This window comes from Streptobacillus canis, from assembly GCF_009733925.1.
Lineage (GTDB): Bacteria > Fusobacteriota > Fusobacteriia > Fusobacteriales > Leptotrichiaceae > Streptobacillus > Streptobacillus canis.
In genome coordinates, this window is sequence record NZ_WOEI01000015.1 from 25,377 (window position 1) to 41,813 (window position 16,437).

The following is a 16,437-nucleotide window of genomic DNA, read 5'->3' on the forward strand; positions in this document are numbered from 1 at the left end:
AAATTAGAAAGGTTGGTAATTATGAAAATAAGTGAAATGATAAAATCAGAAAATATCTCTTTAGACTTACAAGGAAATACAAAAAAAGAAATTTTATCAGAATTAGCAACATTAGTAAAATCTGGTGGAATAATAAACGAAGAGGAATTTCTTAAAGATCTAATAAATAGAGAAAACGCAGGATCTACAGCACTAGAACATGGACTTGCTATACCACATGTTAGAACTAAAAATATAGAACATTTTGCTATAGCTTTAGGAATTAAAAAAGATGGTATAGACTTTGAATCAGTAGATGGTGAGAAAACAAAATTATTTGTTCTAATTGCAACTCCAGAAAAATATAACAACTGGCACTTAGAAGCTCTTGTTAAAATTTCAAAAATGTTCTATAACCCAATAAATGTTACTGTTTTAGCTAATGCTAAATCAAAAGAAGGAGTTAAAAAATTAATAGAACAATTAGAAGGGATGAATTAATGAGTAAACTAGATATATTAACTATGAATGAGTTTAAATACTTATCAAATATAAAATCAAATAAAAGCCAAGATAAATTTTTATACATCTTATCTAAACCTAATTTAGATAAAAATAACTATGATAAAGAAATATATATGTATGATGGAAATGAGCATACTTTCCTTGCTAAAGAAGAAAATTTTGACTTTTTAGAAGATAACTTAATATATTTCATTGCAAAAAGAAATGAAGAGGAGAAAAAAGAAGAAGTAAGTACTAATATCTATACTTTAAGATTAGATAAAGCTGGAGAAGCTAAAAAATTATTCTCTTTTGACTTTCCAGTAAATTCTATAGAAAAAATAACTGATGACCTATATATCCTTTCAGTTGGTTATTCTTTATACAATCCAGAATTCTACAAACTTCCTAAAGAAGAAAAAGAAAAATATTTAAAAGAAGTTAAAGATAAAAACTTTAGACAAGTTGTAGATGAAATACCTTTCTGGCATGATAATGGAACATATATAGATAAAAATCGTTCAGCTATATTTAAATATATTCCTTCAACTAATGAAATTAAACCTTTAACTAAACTTGATGGAAGTAATGCATATATAACTTCAGTTGATAGAGAAAACAAAAAAGTTTTATTCGTAGAAGAACTATTTATCAATAAATCTGGTAAATATAACATGTTAAAAGAAATAAATCTTGAAAACGATGAAATTACTACTTTAATTGAAGAAAATAAATATGGAATATCTACTGCTAAATATGCTAAAAACAACATATATTTACTAGCTAGTGATATGAAAGTTTTAGGCATAAATGAAAATAATAGAATGTTTAAAATAGATAGAAATACTAAAGAATTAACTATGTATTTAAGCGATGATATTAGTTATGGAAATGCTACTGGTAGTGATGCAAGACTTGGTGGAAATGAATACTTTAAAGTTGATTACGATACAGAAGAAATAACTTTCATTGCAACTACTGAATATATGGCAGAACTATTTAGAGTAAAAGATGGAAAATTAGAAACTTTATCAAATAAATTAGGATCAGTTGATGGATATACTATACTTAATAATGAACTATATGTTCTAGGGTATCTTGGTTCAAAATTATGTGAAATATATAGAGAAAGTGACTTAAAACAAATTACTGAATATAACGAAGAAGTAATGAAAGATAAATATGTTGCAGATCCAATAACTATAGAGTTTAACTCAAACGGTGATGACATAAAAGGATTTGTCCTTTTACCTGAAAACTTTGATGAAAACAAAAAATACCCTGCTATACTTGATATACATGGTGGTCCAAAAACTGTATATGGAACTATATACTATCATGAAATGCAAGTATGGGCTAACAGAGGATATGTAGTAATGTTTACTAACCCTCATGGTTCAAGTGGTAGAGGAGATGCATTCAGTGACATACGTGGAAAATATGGAAGTATAGATTATCAAGATTTAATGACTTTTGTTGATGTAGTATTAGAAAAATATACTAATATAGATAAAGAAAATCTTGCAGTTACAGGAGGATCTTATGGAGGATTCATGACTAACTGGATTACTAGCCATACTGATAGATTTAAAGTTGCTGCAACTCAAAGATCTATATCTAACTGGATATCTATGTATGGGGTAAGTGATATAGGATATTACTTCTCAGATGATCAAAATGCTGCAATATTACCAAATAAAGAAGGATTTGAAAAAATCTGGGATCATTCTCCATTAAAATATGTAGAAAATGTTGTTACTCCTACATTAATAATACATTCTGATGCAGATTATAGATGTCCTATAGATCAAGGATATCAATGGTTAACAGCTCTTAAAGATAGAGGAATAGATAGTAGAATGGTTGTATTTAAAGGAGAATCTCATGGACTTTCTAGAGGAGGAAAACCTAAAGCTAGAATAGAAAGATTAACTGAAATTACAGAATGGATAGAAAAATATACTAAATAAAAGAAAATCTGGATATTAATCCAGATTTTTTTTAGTTTTAACAAATATATTTAATAAGATATATACAATTAATGTCGGTATAGCCCATGAGAAATTAACATCATAGAATGGTAATTTCTCTAATAAAGCATTTAATACAGGTATCTTAAATATCATAGTATTAATAACTATTAAAGTGTTTAATATTAAAGCAAAGCACATAGTTCCTTGATATACTAACTTATCATTAGTTCTAAGCAATTCAAGGAATATTATTAATACCATAGGTGGATATGACATTAATAATACAGGTATAGAAATTTTTAATATACCATCTAAACTTAAACTTGCAAGTAATAATGAAAGTATTAAGAAAAATCTCATCCACTTTTTATACGCTATTTCAGGGAAGGCTTGATAATTAAATTCACTAGTAAAAGTAAGTATTGAAATACATACTGTTAAACATGCTACAAAGAATATTGATGTTAATATAAATATTCCAAAATTACCAAATAATAATTTTATTATCTCTCTTAATATTACCGCTCCATTAGTTGCTTCTAAATAATTTTTAGAAAGTCCCGCTCCTATTATTGCTAATATGAAGTATATTGAAAACATTAATAAACCTGCTACTGTAGATCCTACTTTACCATATTTAAGTAATTCTTGATTAGTTAAATTAGCATAATTTTTCTTAACTATATTTACCACTGTAATCCCTACTATTATACCTCCTAGAGTATCCATAGTATTGTATCCTTCAAAGAACCCTTTAAATATAGGGGCAGTTGCAAAACTTGCACTTGGTTCTAAAAAAGTAATTTCTTGTGTTAAAAAAGTATATACTGTAACTATAAATATTAATAATAATAACACTGGTGTTAAAAACTTACCTATAACACTTAATATAGAACTTTGGTTATATGAAAGATAATATACTAAACTAAAGAATAATACTATATATATTAATCTAAATATTGTTACCATTTTAAGATCTGTCACAATTTCTGAAATTATCATGTCAAATGGCATTATTGCCGCACGGGGTACTCCAACTACGGCTATGGTACAACATGAGGCTATAAACAGCAATTTTGTGAATTTAGCACCTAATTTAGAGTAAATCTTCTGCATAATATTTTCCTTAAATCCTATATACACACCTAACATAGTAGCTAGTGTACTAGTTACTCCAAATCCAAGCATAGCTGTAAATACTGAACTTCCTGCTTCCTTTCCTACAAATGGTGGGAATATTAAATTCCCTGCTCCAAAAAACATACCAAATATTAATAAACTAATATATATGTATTCTCTTTTTCTTTTCATAAATCACCTACTAAATTTTTTTTATCATTATACACTTTTTTAGAGTAAAATACAATAAAACATCCTATATATATTATTTATTTATCTATATTAAAAATATATGGAGTGAAAATTCACTCCATATATTTAACTTTCTATACTTGCTTTAAGTGTTTTTATGTCTTTTAATAATTGATTATTAGGATCTTCTGTTTCCATTAAACGTATTTTATCTATAGCTTTTACTACTGATGTATGATCTGAACCAAACATTTTACCAATTTCACCTAAAGTGATTTTTAGTATAAAGTTTAATAAGTATCTTGATGCATCTCTTGCTCTAACTATCTCAACTTTTCTACTCTTACCTAAAATTTCTTCCTTTTTAATATTGTAATAAGTTGAAACTGCATCTAATATCTTATCAGATGTAATAGCTTGCTTCTTCTTAAGTATTTTCTTATTTAATTCCTGAGTAACTAATTCTTTATTAGGTATTTCATTCATTAAGTTAACTCTTGCAACTATAGTTCTAACAAATCCTTCTAACTCTCTAATATTAGTTTCTAATTCATCAGCTATAAAATACATTACATCTTGATCCATCTTAACATTTTCTTTATCTAAAATTGTTTTGATTATCGTAATTCTTGATGTTTTATCTGGCATTTTTAATTCTACTAAAGCCCCAGATACTAGTCTTGATATTAATCTTTCTTCTACACTAATTAATTCTTCTGGATATTTATCAGATATTAATATTATTGGCTTATTAGCCATATGTAATGTATTGAAGGCATTATAGAATTCTTTTTGTGTTTTGTCATCTCCTTTACCAAAGATATTTTCAAAAAATTGTATATCATCTACTATTAACATATCTAAATCTCTATATTTATCTTTAAAAGATATAGTTGATCTTTCACTAAAACTTTTAATTAATTCATTTGAGAATTCAGTAGATGTAGTATATAGTACCTTACTTTCAGGATTTTTTTGTAACATTTCATTACCTATAGCTTGAGCTAAGTGAGTTTTACCTAATCCTGAATCTCCATATATCATTAAAGGACTATTTGATAGTTTTCCATCTAATATTGCCATCCCCAACTTGTATGCAAAAAGGTTGTTGTCTCCTACTATATAGTTATCAAAAGTAAATTTTTCATTTAAATTAGTTACAAACTTTTCTTTTTTAATAAAGTTACTTGAACTAGTAAAATCTCTAAAATTCTTTTGTAATTCTATAGTTATATCACCAAGTAAAGCTCCATATTGTTGGGTTGCTTTTTTTTCAATTTCACTTTTAATGTTATTTATCTCGTTATATGATTTGAAATCATCAATTTCTAAAACTAATACTGAATTCTTAAATTCTATAGCTCTTACACTGTCTTTAATGTAATCAGATAAAATGATTTGATTATCTTCAAGTGCTTTTTTTAAAGCTTCCCATATTTTACTTGGCTCTAACATATCTATACACCCTTTGGAACGAATCCATTCCTTTCTATTTTTTCTAATACATATTAGCACAAAAAACTCAGTATTTCAACTTTAAAAAATCTAGCAACTTTAACAGTTTTTCACATATGCACTAAGATAATCACGTACGTATTTACTAGCTTTTAAATAGTTTGGCACAAAAAAGTGCTGAATTGTGAATAACCTCTAACCCTCTATTTTACAATATCAAAATTTTTTATTCACAAGTTTATTTTCCTTAATTTTTTTCATTTTCTTTGTCTTTTATGCTTGTTTGTATGAGAAAATAAGTGGAAAGTAGCATAAAATAAAAGTTATACACTTTTTCACAAAGTTACGCACATTAAAGAAGCTTGTATTTAATAGCTCTTTGAGTTTTTTAATATAAATACTCACCTAAGGTACCAGTTAGTATTTTAAATAAAGTCACCAACTTACTCACAAAAAATAGTTAGTTCTGAATAACTAAAGAATAAGATGTGATAAAAATTTATTCACAAAACTCTCAAAATTAATCACTTAAAAAAATAGAATCAAATACGGATAAATAAAGACAATTCACAAATTCAATATACTAATAATAATAAGTAAATAAGAATATATATAAATATATATTAATATATTAAATATTTGATTTTCTAAATGAACTTTTACTTCTAGTAACTTCTCTTAAATATTTTAAATATGCTCTCTCAGCTAAATACATGTCAAATTCATCTTCCATCCTTTTATATATCATTTTTTTTAAAACTAGTTCTAATGATAAAGAATTATCTCTAGCATATTTAATCAAATTTTCCTTTTCTTTTTCACTTAATTTAACCATAATCTCCATAAAATCTCCTCCTAATACATTGTTACCTTGAAATTACTAAAAGTCAAATACAAAATGTAAAAATTTCTAAAAAATACATAGAAAAATATTAGAAAAAATGTTAAAATTAAGTAACAAATTAAAAAGAAAGAGGTATTACGTGAAATTAATAGTTGGATTAGGTAACCCAGGTAGTGAATACGAAAAAAATAGACACAATATTGGTTTTATCTTCTTAGACAAATACTTAAAATCTAACAACATTTTTAACTTAAAAGAAAGATACAAAAGCCTATATACTAAAGAAATTATTAAAGATGAAACAATTTTTTTTCAAAAACCTCAAACATATATGAATCTTAGTGGTGAAGCAATACAAGAATTAATATCTTTCTATAAAATAGATCCCAAAAAAGACTTATTAGTCATTTATGATGATATGGATTTAAAAATAGGAGAAATAAAAATAAAGAATAATGGAAGATCTGGTGGACATAATGGTATTAAATCAATAATATCTCATATTGAAGAAGAATTCATTAGACTTAAAGTTGGTATTGGTAAACCTAATAATAAGAGTGTGATTTCTCACGTTTTAGGTAATTTTACTGAAGAAGAAAGAAATATTTTAGATGATTTAGATAAACATGTATTTAAAATTATTAATGACTTTATTAGCAGTAATGATGTTGAAAAATTAATGTCTAAATATAATATAAAACAAAAAGAAAAGAAAAATAATAAATTTAAACTTAGAAAAGCAAAATATTCTGATATGGAACAAATACTTGAGATTAAAGATTTAGCTTTAGAATTCCAAAAAGAATTGGGATTAGAACAATGGTCTAATAATTATCCACTTGAATCGGATTTTAAAAATGACATAGATTTAGAAAGAGGCTATGTTTATGAAAAAGATGGGAAAATATATGCGTATGCTTCATTAAACTATGGTATAGATCCAATGTATGTCAAAACTTATGATGGATATATTAATAATGAAATTAATTATTCATCTATACATAGAGTAATTGTAGATAAAAAGGAAATGAAACAAGGTATAGGAAAAGAATTTTTAGAAAAATTAATCAGAATATCTATTAAAGATTCAAGATTTATAGTAAGAATAGATACACATAAAGACAATATAGCAATGATGAAATTGATTAACAAATTAAATTTTAAATATATAGCAAGAGTTCACGCAAGTGACGAGACTGATAGAGATGTATTCGAATATACTTTAGGAGGTAATTAATGACGGAAGTAATAAATTACAGAGAAATGTTATTTTCTTTTTTAGGAGGATTAGGACTATTCCTTTTCTGTATTAAATATATGGGAGAAGGATTACAATTAATGGCTGGAGAAAAGTTAAGATATATTTTAGATAAATATACTACTTCACCATTTTTAGGAGTTTTAGTAGGAATCTTTGTTACAGCACTTATACAATCAAGTTCTGGAACATCAGTAATAACTATAGGACTTGTTGGAGCTGGACTTCTTACTCTTAGACAAGCTATAGGAATAATAATGGGAGCAAATATTGGAACAACATTAACAACAGTAATTATAGGTTTTAATATTACTCACTATGCTATGCCTATCTTATTCATAGGAGTAGCTTTACTAACATTTACTAATAGAAAAAGTATAAATAACGTAGGTAGAATATTATTTGGATTTGGTGGAATATTCTTTGCATTAACATTAATGTCTAAAGCAATGTATCCATTAAGAACTTTACCTGAATTTAGAGAATTAACAATAAGTTTAAGTAATAATTCACTATTAGGTGTATTTATAGGAACAGGTATAACTATGCTAGTTCAAGCATCATCTGCAACAATAAGTATACTACAAAATATTTACCAAGATAATTTAATTACATTAAGAGCCGCATTACCAGTACTATTTGGAGATAATATAGGAACAACAATCACAGCTATTATAGCTGTAATAGGAGCAAGTTCTGCTGCAAAAAGAATTGCTCTTTCACACGTATTATTCAATGTAATAGGTACAGCAATATTTATGGTATTTTTAACACCATTTACATTATTAATAGAAAAAATGAGTTCATTCTTACACTTAACACCAAAATTAACTATAGCTTTTGCACATGGAACATTTAATATTTTAAATACAATAATATTATTCCCTTTCATAGGAACTTTAGCATTTATAGTTACTAAAATAATTAAAGAAGATAAAGAAGAAGGAGAATACACTGTTAAATACTTAGATAGAGCACTTATACAAACACCATCTATAGCTTTAGGACAAGTTAGACAAGAGATGATACTAATGACAGAAGTTGCTTTAGAAAATCTTAAAAAATCAGTTGAATTCTTCCATACTCATGATGAAAAACTTGCAGAAGAAATCAAAAAAAGAGAAGATGGAATTAATATATTAGATAGAGAAATTACTAAATATTTAGCAGACCTTTCTAGAGAAAATTTAAGTATTAAAGAAGGGGAAGAATTAGGAATATATCTAGATATGTGTAGAGACGTTGAAAGAATAGGAGATCACGCTGCTGGTATATTAACTGATGTTGAATATGAAATTAGAAAAAATCTAAAATTCTCTGAATATGCACATAATGAAATAAATAATATATTACAAATATCAGTAGAAATGATAGAGTGTTCATTAGATGCTATTAAAAATGGAGATAAAGAAAAAGTATTTGATGCACTAGATTTACATAATAAAGTTTATGTTTATGAGAAAAAAGTAAGAAAAAATCATATCAAGAGATTAAATGCAGGAGAATGTGAAATTCATGCTGGACTTTCATATATAGATTTAATTTCTCACTTTACAAGAGTATGTGATCATGCAAGAAACTTAGTAGAAAAAATATAGAAAGAGGATAGAAAATGAAATACAATGTAGGATTAGAAAATGTAAAAAATGGATTAGAAGCAGTACTAGTTTATGAAAATGAAAAAGTAGAAAATGCTGTTTTTAACAAAATGAATGAATTAGGACTTTTCTCAGGAAAAGAAGGAGAAGTTGTAATTTATAGAGACTTAGAAGATAAAGAAAAAGTTGCATTAGTAGGACTTGGAAAAAAAGAAAATATCTCTATAGAAAAAGTAAGAAGAATTTTTTATAAATTAGCAAAAGAAATGCAAGCTAAAAAAGAAGAAGAAATAAAGGTATATATTCCAAAATTAAATGATTTATGTACTAGAAGAACTTATGCTGCAGCTTTAGAAGGAATGACTCATGCAGAATATGTATTTGATAGATATAAATCAGAAAAAGTAAATAATAAAGAAATTACAGTAAACTTCTTTATAGATCCTGAAAAACAAGAAAGAGTAAGTGCATATATAGCTAAAATGGCTAATACTATGGAAGGTGTATTCTTTACTAGAGATTTAGTAAATATGCCATCTCAAGACCTATATCCTGAAACTTTAGCTAAATTTGCTAAAGAAAAATTAGAAACAGTAGGAGTTAAAGTTACTGTACTTGAAGAAGAAGAAATAGAAAAAATAGGAATGAAAGCATTCTTATCAGTTGCTAGAGGATCTGCAAATAGACCTAGATTTATAGTAATGGAATACTTAAATGATAGTGATAGTTCAGAAAAATTAGCTTTAGTTGGTAAAGGTGTTACATATGATACAGGAGGATACTCTATCAAACCAAGCGAAGGTATGAAAACTATGTTCTGTGACATGGGTGGAGCAGGAACTGTAATAGGAACTATGTATGCTTTAGCTAAAAACAACATTAAAACTAATGTTTATGGAGTTGTAGCAGCTTGTGAAAACTCTATAAGCGGAAATGCATATAAACCAGGAGATGTAATAGGATCTCTTGCTGGAAAATCAATAGAAGTAGATAACACAGATGCAGAAGGAAGATTAACTCTTGCTGATGCAGTTTACTACTCTTCAACTGTATTAAAAGTAGATAAAATAATAGATCTTGCTACACTTACTGGAGCATGTCTTGTAGCATTAAATGAATTCTATACAGGAAGTGTTACTAATAATCAAGAACTATTTAATGAAGTATTAGAAGCATCTAAAAAAGCTGGAGAACCAATATGGCAATTACCAACTTCAGATGAATTTAGAGCATTAAATAATTCAAGAGTTGCAGATATTAAAAACTCTGGTGGAAGATTAGGTGGAACTATCTCTGCAGGGTTATTCATAGAAGCATTCGTAAATAAAACTCCTTGGGTACATTTAGATATAGCAGGAACTGCATATCTTTCTAAAGCATACGGGTATTTACCATTAGGAGCAACAGGAGTTCATGTTAAAACTTTAGTTGAAATGTTAGATAAACCTTGTGGTTGTCAATTAAGATAATATATAGGGTCTCAAAAGAGACCCTTTTATACAAATAAATATAAAATAAGGAGATGAGCATGAACAAAACGATTATTACTGTTGTAGGACTTGATAAAATAGGGATTATTGCTAAAATTTGTAATGTTTTAGCAGAAGTAGATGTTAATATTTTAGATATATCTCAATCTATACTTGATGGATATTTTAATATGATAATGATAGTTGATGTAACTAAAGCTAGCGTAACACATAGCAAATTACAAGAAAGGCTAGATGTAATAGGAAAAGAATTAGGTATACAAATTAATGCTCAAAAAGAAGAAATTTTCCAATCTATGCATAGGGTGTAATTATGAATATATTTGAGATTAATGAAACTAATAAGATGATACAAAAAGAAAATCTAGATGTAAGAACTATTACATTAGGTATTAGTTTACTAGATTGTGTAAGTGATGATTTAGATGTATTTTGTGAAAAAATAAGTAACAAAATATATGGACTTGCAAAAGATTTAGTTAAAACAGGGGAAGATATAAGTAAAGAATTTGGTATACCTATAGTAAATAAAAGAGTATCTATTACTCCAATATCTTTAGTTGCTGCAGGATGTACTAAAACTATAGATGACTATGTTAAAATAGCAAAAACTTTAGATGCAGTTGCAGAAAAAATAGGAATAGACTTCTTAGGAGGATATTCAGCACTAGTATCTAAAGGTATGACACCTAATGAAGAACTATTTATTAGATCTATACCAAAAGCTTTAAAAGAAACAAGATTTGTATGTTCATCTATTAATTTAGGAAGTTCAAAAATAGGATTAAATATGGATGCAGTTAAACTTGTTGGAGAAATAATTAAAGAAACTGCAGAAATTACACCAAATTCTTTTGGTTGTGCTAAATTTGTAGTATTTTGTAATGCTCCAGATGATAATCCATTTATGGCAGGAGCCTTCCACGGAGTTAGTGAAATGGACGCTACAGTACATGTGGGAGTAAGTGGTCCAGGGGTAGTTGCAAGTGCTGTAAAAGAAGCTAAAGGTGAGAGTTTTGATGAACTTTGCGAAATAATTAAGAAAATATCATTTAAAATTACAAGAGTAGGTCAACTTGTTGCAAATGAAGCATCTCGTAGATTAAATATACCTTTTGGTATTATAGATCTATCACTTGCACCAACTCCAGCTATAGGAGATTCTATAGGAGAAGTATTAGAATTTATGGGTCTTGAAAGAGTAGGAGCACCAGGAACAACTTGTGCTTTAGCGCTTTTAAATGATTCTATTAAAAAAGGTGGAGTAATGGCAAGTTCTCATGTTGGAGGATTAAGTGGAGCATTTATTCCAGTAAGTGAAGATGCCAATATGATAGATGCAGCTAAAATGGGTGCATTAAGTCTAGAAAAATTAGAAGCTATGACTTGCGTATGTTCAGTAGGACTAGATATGGTTGCAGTACCAGGATCTACAACTGCTGCTACACTTTCAGGTATAATAGCAGATGAAATGGCTATAGGTATGATAAATCAAAAAACTACTGCAGTTAGAATAATACCTGTAACAAATATGGAAGAAGGAGATATGGTAGAATTTGGTGGATTATTAGGAAGAGCACCAATAATGAGAGTAAATCCATATAACTGTGAAGAATTCATAAATAGAGGCGGAAGAATACCAGCCCCTATACATAGTTTCAAAAACTAAAAAAAATAGGAGTTTAATACTCCTATTTTTTAAATATTACTGTAAATTTAGTAGCTACATTAGGATTACTTTCTACAGAAATTTCCCCATTATGTAATTTAACTATTTCTTGTACTAAAGATAATCCAAGTCCTGATCCTTGATTTTTACTTTTGTTTCTAGATTCATTTATTTGATAGAATCTATTAAATATATTAACAAGATTTTTTTCTTCTATTCCTTCACCATTATCATTAACTTCAAAATATACTTTACCATTTTTAGATGTAAGACTTACACCTATAGTGTTTCTAGTAAACTTAAGAGCGTTACTTATTAAGTTATCTATCATTCTCTCAAGCATAATCTTATCTCCACTTATTATAATATTCTTTTGTATATTTTTAGAAAGTTTAATTCCTTTATCCTCAAAGATTATCAAGTTATCTGCTAACATATTATCAATTAAATAAGATAAATTAATATCCATTAATTCTAAAGTAGTAGTATTTTCTATCTTAGATAACATCATAATTTGAGTAATAAGCTCTGACATTTTTTTAGATTGTCTCTTTATTACTTCAAAAGATTCTTTAGCTTCTTCAATATTATCAGCATGTTCTAGAGAATAAGAGCTTTCTGCAAGTATAACACTTATGGGAGTTTTTAATTCATGAGAAACATTTGAGTTAAATTGTTTTTCTCTTAAATATGAACTTTCAAGTGATTCTAACATGGTGTTAAATGTATCAGCCATTTTATGTATTTCATCACTTCCCTCTTCAAGTTCTATACGTTTAGAAAAATCCTGACTTTCGGTAATATCTAAAGCTGTATCTGAAATTACTTTAACAGGCATAAACCCTCTTTTTAGTATTTTATTTCCACCTAATATTACTAAAGATAAAAATATAGGGGCAAAAACTAATATTATTGATAACATTCTATCTCTATCTTTTGCTAAGTGATTTATAGGGTAAACTCCTCTTATCCAATAATTACTATTTTTTATCTTACTATCGTAATAATAAAATTGATAATCTTTCTTTTCGTATACTCTAACTTTATCTTCTTCTAACTTTAACTTAAGATTAAATCCTAATGGATATTTACCTGCAAGTATTTCTCCCGAATGATCATAGTTGATATAGAAAATACCTGAATCAAAACTTTCAAATTTTTCAGGAGATTTTGCAACTTCATTAACAGCATTCTTTAATTGTCTTTGAGAAACACTCATACCTAATGTTGATGAAAGTATTAAGGCTAGAGTAACACTTGAAACCATAAGTAAAAGTATAAAAGTACTATACCAAAGATTAACTTTTAAAGTGATAGGAAGATTTCTAAATTTAGTTTTCATCTTCTTTAACCACATATCCTAATCCCTTCTTAGTATAAATAATTTGTTTTGAACCTTCTAAATCTATTTTTTTTCTAATATTTTTTATTAATACATCTATAACATTAGAACTACCTTCATAATAAAAATCCCAAACATGATTTTTTATTTGATCTCTACTTACTATTCTATCCTTACTTTGCATTAAATACTCAAGTACTTCATATTCTTTACCAGTAAGATCAATATTAATACCATTTCTAGTAACAGTTTTTTTAGTTGTATCTAAAATTAAGTCATGTATTTTTAACTCTGATGATACATTATCGTATTTTCTTCTAATTATTGCTCTAACTCTTGCATTTAATTCTTCAAAGTCAAAAGGCTTGGCTAAATAATCATCAGCACCTAAATCTAGACCTTTAACTTTATCATCTATACTTACTCTTGCTGTAAGCATTAACACAGGAGTCTTATTATTCTTACTTCTCATTCTTTCAAGCACTTCAAATCCATTTAATTTAGGTAACATAACATCTAATATTACTAAATCATATGTAGCTTCACTTAAATGAAATAAGGCCTCTTCACCATCAAAAACAGAATCAACAGTATATCCATTTTTCTTTAAATATTTATTTACTATATTATTTAAATCTATTTCATCTTCAACTAAAAGTATCTTCATATATCATCCTTTCAAATCTTTTCTTAATTTTAACATAAATACAAAAAAAAGATAAGATTAACTTATCTTTTTCTAACATTATATATATTTCTCCAAACTCCTTTTCTCAATTCCCCGACCTAACCAATTTAAATTTCAAAATATATACAAGTTTACAAAAATGAATGAACAAATATTTAGAAGTGTGTGTGTAAAACTTGTATATGTATAAGCTACCACCCTTATTTTTTGAAATCTACTAACTCTCCTTTTTAAAACCTAAGTCTTATCATACTCTTATTATATACACCTAAAATGAATAAAAAATGAACGAACTAATCTTTTTCAATTTCTAATATTTCTCCTGTGTGTGCGTCTATAACAAATGAAATTTCAACGTTTCCGTCTATTACTTCTATATCATAAACTTTTCTACCATATTCTTTGTCTAATGAAATTTCAGTGTATTTAGGATTTTTTGTATGTTTTGCAACAATTTTTTTAATCTCATTTACACTTAAAATATCAGCTTCAGAATCTAATACTTTTTTTTCATAATCCACTTTAGTTGAAAGTACTTTACCTGTAATAGCATCAATTTTGTATTCTCTCTTAGTATTACCATCTATAATTTCAACATCCCAAACTGGATTATTTTTAACATAATCAAGTTCAATAGAGCTTAATGATCCTTTTCTACTGTATGAAATAGCTTTATTTATAGCTTCATCTTTAGAAAATTCGACTTCTTTTTTTACATTACTAAAACTAATTAAACTAAATATTGTACAGAAAATTAATATACCTTTTTTCACGTCTGCCTCCTTAACTATTTCATTCTTGATAAAACAAGTATACAATTTTAAAATGAACAGAAAATGAATAGAAAGAAAATTATTTAAAATTCATTATTTTAGCTATTAATATAGGGTATAGAAAAATATATATAATAACTAAAAGTTAAAAAAGTAAAAAAATACTTGAATTACATGACATTTTATGTTAAAATTTATTTACCCTGCTTTGTGGAAAATCCACTAGGGCAAAATCCAAAGGGAAGGAGAGAAAAAGAAATGACAAATTACGAAATTATGTTTATTCTTTCAACTCAATTAACAGAAGAAGAAAAAAAAGCGAATGTTGAGAAAGTAGAAGCTGTATTAACACACGCTGGAGCAACTGAAGTTAAGACTGAGATTATGGGAGATAGAAAATTAGCTTATCCAATCAAGAAAAAAGAAAATGGATACTATGTATTAACTAAGTTTGCTATGGAAGGAACTCAATTAACTGAAGTAGAAAACAAATTAAACATATCTGAGTTCTTAATGAAATACATGATAGTAAAATTATAAGGTTAAAATAAAATTATTAGGGGGAATATTATGAATTACGTATCATTATTAGGAAGACTTACAAGAGACCCAGAAGTTCAATACACAGGAACAGGTAAAGCATATTTAAGATTTTCTGTTGCAGTTCAAAGAGAAGGTAATAGAGATGAAGTTGACTTTATTAACTGTGTTGCTTGGGAAAAAAGAGCAGAAACTATAGGGCAGTATTTTAAAAAAGGAAGTAGAATACTAGTTACAGGAAGATTATCAGTAAGTAGCTATGAAACAAAAGAAGGAGAAAAAAGAACATCAACAGATGTTGTTATCAATAGCTTTGAATTCATAGATTCTAAATCAGATTCTAACGGAGGCAGCAGAGAATTTACACCAAGTAGATCAGTAGAAGCTCCAAGAGAAGAAATTCTTGTTGACGAAGAAGACGACTTCCCATTCTAAGAAATAGGAGGAAGACATGAAACCAGTTGCTGAATTCAAAAAAAGAAAAAGAAGACCAAAAGTTAAATTCAAAATTGAAGATATAGATTATAAAAACGTGGATTTATTAAAAAACTTTATGAACGATAAAGGTAAAATATCTCCATCAAGAGTAACAGGGTTAGATGCTAAAATTCAAAGAAAAATTGCAAGAGCAATTAAAAGAGCAAGACAAATAGCATTATTACCATACACAAAAATTGAAAAATAAGAAAATTAGTTAAAGGGGCTGTTCTGAAATAGCTCAAAAAATAATGGAGAATTCTAGAATTTTTTAGAATTCTCCAATTTTTTTTTGAAATAATACATTTTCTTATTAAAATTCATATTTTTATACAACACTAAATTGAGGGTTATACCTTCATATCAAAAAAGTTAAATTTGGGATTACGCAATAACTTCTTTAAGTTTATATAAATTTATATTTTCTCTATTTTTTCTAATATCATTTATATATTTTCTTAAATTAAACCCTAAAGCATACATTGCAAATTCTAGCTTAGTTCTTTCTAAACCTTTTTTTCTAAATCTATCATAAT

16 protein-coding genes and 1 pseudogene are annotated in these 16,437 nt (G+C 26.9%); 11 read left to right on the forward strand and 6 right to left on the reverse strand.

Annotated elements, in window-relative coordinates; genetic code table 11:
* Positions 1-21: 21 nt before the first annotated feature.
* Entirely contained in the window at positions 22-480 is a 459-nt protein-coding gene (locus GM111_RS04895; protein ID WP_156299752.1) for a PTS sugar transporter subunit IIA, read from the forward strand.
* Positions 480-2,453, forward strand: coding sequence for an alpha/beta hydrolase family protein (locus GM111_RS04900; protein ID WP_156299753.1), 1,974 nt, complete (start codon positions 480-482; stop codon positions 2,451-2,453). Before GM111_RS04895 ends, GM111_RS04900 begins: the two co-directional genes overlap by 1 nt.
* Before the next feature lie 15 nt (positions 2,454-2,468).
* Here the strand turns inward: GM111_RS04900 and brnQ are convergent, their stop codons facing one another.
* The 3 genes from brnQ to GM111_RS04915 form a co-directional block, all read right to left on the reverse strand.
* Positions 2,469-3,767 (reverse strand): branched-chain amino acid transport system II carrier protein, encoded by a 1,299-nt coding sequence (gene brnQ, locus GM111_RS04905; RefSeq protein WP_156299754.1) that lies wholly within the window; start codon positions 3,765-3,767, stop codon positions 2,469-2,471.
* Positions 3,768-3,893: 126 nt separating this feature from the next.
* Positions 3,894-5,222: a chromosomal replication initiator protein DnaA gene (gene dnaA, locus GM111_RS04910; protein ID WP_156299755.1), complete on the reverse strand. Its 1,329-nt coding sequence runs from the start codon at positions 5,220-5,222 to the stop codon at positions 3,894-3,896.
* A gap of 631 nt (positions 5,223-5,853) precedes the next feature.
* The gene (locus tag GM111_RS04915) at positions 5,854-6,066 is read right to left on the reverse strand and encodes a DUF6290 family protein (protein ID WP_156299756.1); all 213 of its coding nucleotides are present in this window, start codon (positions 6,064-6,066) and stop codon (positions 5,854-5,856) included.
* A gap of 139 nt (positions 6,067-6,205) precedes the next feature.
* Here GM111_RS04915 and pth point away from each other — a divergent pair.
* The 6 genes and pseudogenes from pth to GM111_RS04940 all read left to right on the forward strand — a co-directional run.
* A pseudogene (gene pth / locus GM111_RS08585) lies at positions 6,206-6,766 on the forward strand (aminoacyl-tRNA hydrolase); the annotation flags it as partial.
* A gap of 54 nt (positions 6,767-6,820) precedes the next feature.
* The gene (locus tag GM111_RS08590; RefSeq protein ID WP_231479772.1) at positions 6,821-7,303 is read left to right on the forward strand and encodes a GNAT family N-acetyltransferase; all 483 of its coding nucleotides are present in this window, start codon (positions 6,821-6,823) and stop codon (positions 7,301-7,303) included.
* Complete coding sequence (locus tag GM111_RS04925) at positions 7,303-8,922, forward strand: Na/Pi cotransporter family protein (RefSeq protein WP_156299757.1); 1,620 nt, start codon at positions 7,303-7,305, stop codon at positions 8,920-8,922. The genes GM111_RS08590 and GM111_RS04925 overlap by 1 nt, the downstream gene beginning before the upstream one ends.
* Positions 8,923-8,936: 14 nt before the next feature.
* Positions 8,937-10,391 (forward strand): leucyl aminopeptidase, encoded by a 1,455-nt coding sequence (locus GM111_RS04930; protein ID WP_156299758.1) that lies wholly within the window; start codon positions 8,937-8,939, stop codon positions 10,389-10,391.
* A gap of 59 nt (positions 10,392-10,450) precedes the next feature.
* Complete coding sequence (locus tag GM111_RS04935; RefSeq protein ID WP_156299759.1) at positions 10,451-10,723, forward strand: ACT domain-containing protein; 273 nt, start codon at positions 10,451-10,453, stop codon at positions 10,721-10,723.
* 2 nt (positions 10,724-10,725) lie between these two features.
* Positions 10,726-12,081 carry a PFL family protein gene (locus GM111_RS04940; RefSeq protein ID WP_197034493.1) on the forward strand — a complete coding sequence of 452 codons (1,356 nt, stop codon included), beginning with the start codon at positions 10,726-10,728 and terminating at the stop codon, positions 12,079-12,081.
* Between the two features lie 22 nt (positions 12,082-12,103).
* Here GM111_RS04940 and GM111_RS04945 read toward each other — a convergent pair whose 3' ends face one another.
* The 3 genes from GM111_RS04945 to GM111_RS04955 all read right to left on the reverse strand — a co-directional run bounded on the left by GM111_RS04945 (position 12,104) and on the right by GM111_RS04955 (position 14,884).
* Positions 12,104-13,423 carry a HAMP domain-containing sensor histidine kinase gene (locus tag GM111_RS04945; protein ID WP_156299768.1) on the reverse strand — a complete coding sequence of 440 codons (1,320 nt, stop codon included), beginning with the start codon at positions 13,421-13,423 and terminating at the stop codon, positions 12,104-12,106.
* Positions 13,413-14,090 (reverse strand): response regulator transcription factor, encoded by a 678-nt coding sequence (locus tag GM111_RS04950; RefSeq protein ID WP_156299761.1) that lies wholly within the window; start codon positions 14,088-14,090, stop codon positions 13,413-13,415. Before GM111_RS04950 ends, GM111_RS04945 begins: the two co-directional genes overlap by 11 nt.
* Positions 14,091-14,404: 314 nt before the next feature.
* A complete protein-coding gene (locus GM111_RS04955; protein WP_156299762.1) occupies positions 14,405-14,884 on the reverse strand; it encodes a PepSY domain-containing protein in 480 nt (159 codons plus the stop codon).
* Between the two features lie 258 nt (positions 14,885-15,142).
* On the opposite strand from GM111_RS04955, the gene rpsF reads away from it, so the two are divergent.
* From rpsF to rpsR, 3 genes are read left to right on the forward strand one after another with little or no spacing between them, the layout of a single operon-like run.
* On the forward strand, positions 15,143-15,424 hold the full coding sequence (gene rpsF, locus GM111_RS04960; RefSeq protein WP_156299763.1) for a 30S ribosomal protein S6: 282 nt from the start codon (positions 15,143-15,145) through the stop codon (positions 15,422-15,424).
* A 30-nt stretch (positions 15,425-15,454) separates the two neighbouring features.
* Positions 15,455-15,859 (forward strand): single-stranded DNA-binding protein, encoded by a 405-nt coding sequence (locus GM111_RS04965; RefSeq protein ID WP_156299764.1) that lies wholly within the window; start codon positions 15,455-15,457, stop codon positions 15,857-15,859.
* A gap of 16 nt (positions 15,860-15,875) precedes the next feature.
* Positions 15,876-16,109, forward strand: coding sequence for a 30S ribosomal protein S18 (gene rpsR, locus GM111_RS04970; RefSeq protein WP_156299765.1), 234 nt, complete (start codon positions 15,876-15,878; stop codon positions 16,107-16,109).
* Positions 16,110-16,437: the final 328 nt, after the last annotated feature.

Coding starts and splice junctions, on each gene's coding strand:
- GM111_RS04895 (WP_156299752.1), top strand. CDS start 22: ATGAAAATAAGTGAAATGATAAAATCAGAAAATATCTCTTTAGACTTA.
- GM111_RS04900 (WP_156299753.1), top strand. CDS start 480: ATGAGTAAACTAGATATATTAACTATGAATGAGTTTAAATACTTATCA.
- brnQ (WP_156299754.1), bottom strand. CDS start 3,767: ATGAAAAGAAAAAGAGAATACATATATATTAGTTTATTAATATTTGGT.
- dnaA (WP_156299755.1), bottom strand. CDS start 5,222: ATGTTAGAGCCAAGTAAAATATGGGAAGCTTTAAAAAAAGCACTTGAA.
- GM111_RS04915 (WP_156299756.1), bottom strand. CDS start 6,066: ATGGAGATTATGGTTAAATTAAGTGAAAAAGAAAAGGAAAATTTGATT.
- GM111_RS08590 (WP_231479772.1), top strand. CDS start 6,821: ATGGAACAAATACTTGAGATTAAAGATTTAGCTTTAGAATTCCAAAAA.
- GM111_RS04925 (WP_156299757.1), top strand. CDS start 7,303: ATGACGGAAGTAATAAATTACAGAGAAATGTTATTTTCTTTTTTAGGA.
- GM111_RS04930 (WP_156299758.1), top strand. CDS start 8,937: ATGAAATACAATGTAGGATTAGAAAATGTAAAAAATGGATTAGAAGCA.
- GM111_RS04935 (WP_156299759.1), top strand. CDS start 10,451: ATGAACAAAACGATTATTACTGTTGTAGGACTTGATAAAATAGGGATT.
- GM111_RS04940 (WP_197034493.1), top strand. CDS start 10,726: ATGAATATATTTGAGATTAATGAAACTAATAAGATGATACAAAAAGAA.
- GM111_RS04945 (WP_156299768.1), bottom strand. CDS start 13,423: ATGAAAACTAAATTTAGAAATCTTCCTATCACTTTAAAAGTTAATCTT.
- GM111_RS04950 (WP_156299761.1), bottom strand. CDS start 14,090: ATGAAGATACTTTTAGTTGAAGATGAAATAGATTTAAATAATATAGTA.
- rpsF (WP_156299763.1), top strand. CDS start 15,143: ATGACAAATTACGAAATTATGTTTATTCTTTCAACTCAATTAACAGAA.
- GM111_RS04965 (WP_156299764.1), top strand. CDS start 15,455: ATGAATTACGTATCATTATTAGGAAGACTTACAAGAGACCCAGAAGTT.
- rpsR (WP_156299765.1), top strand. CDS start 15,876: ATGAAACCAGTTGCTGAATTCAAAAAAAGAAAAAGAAGACCAAAAGTT.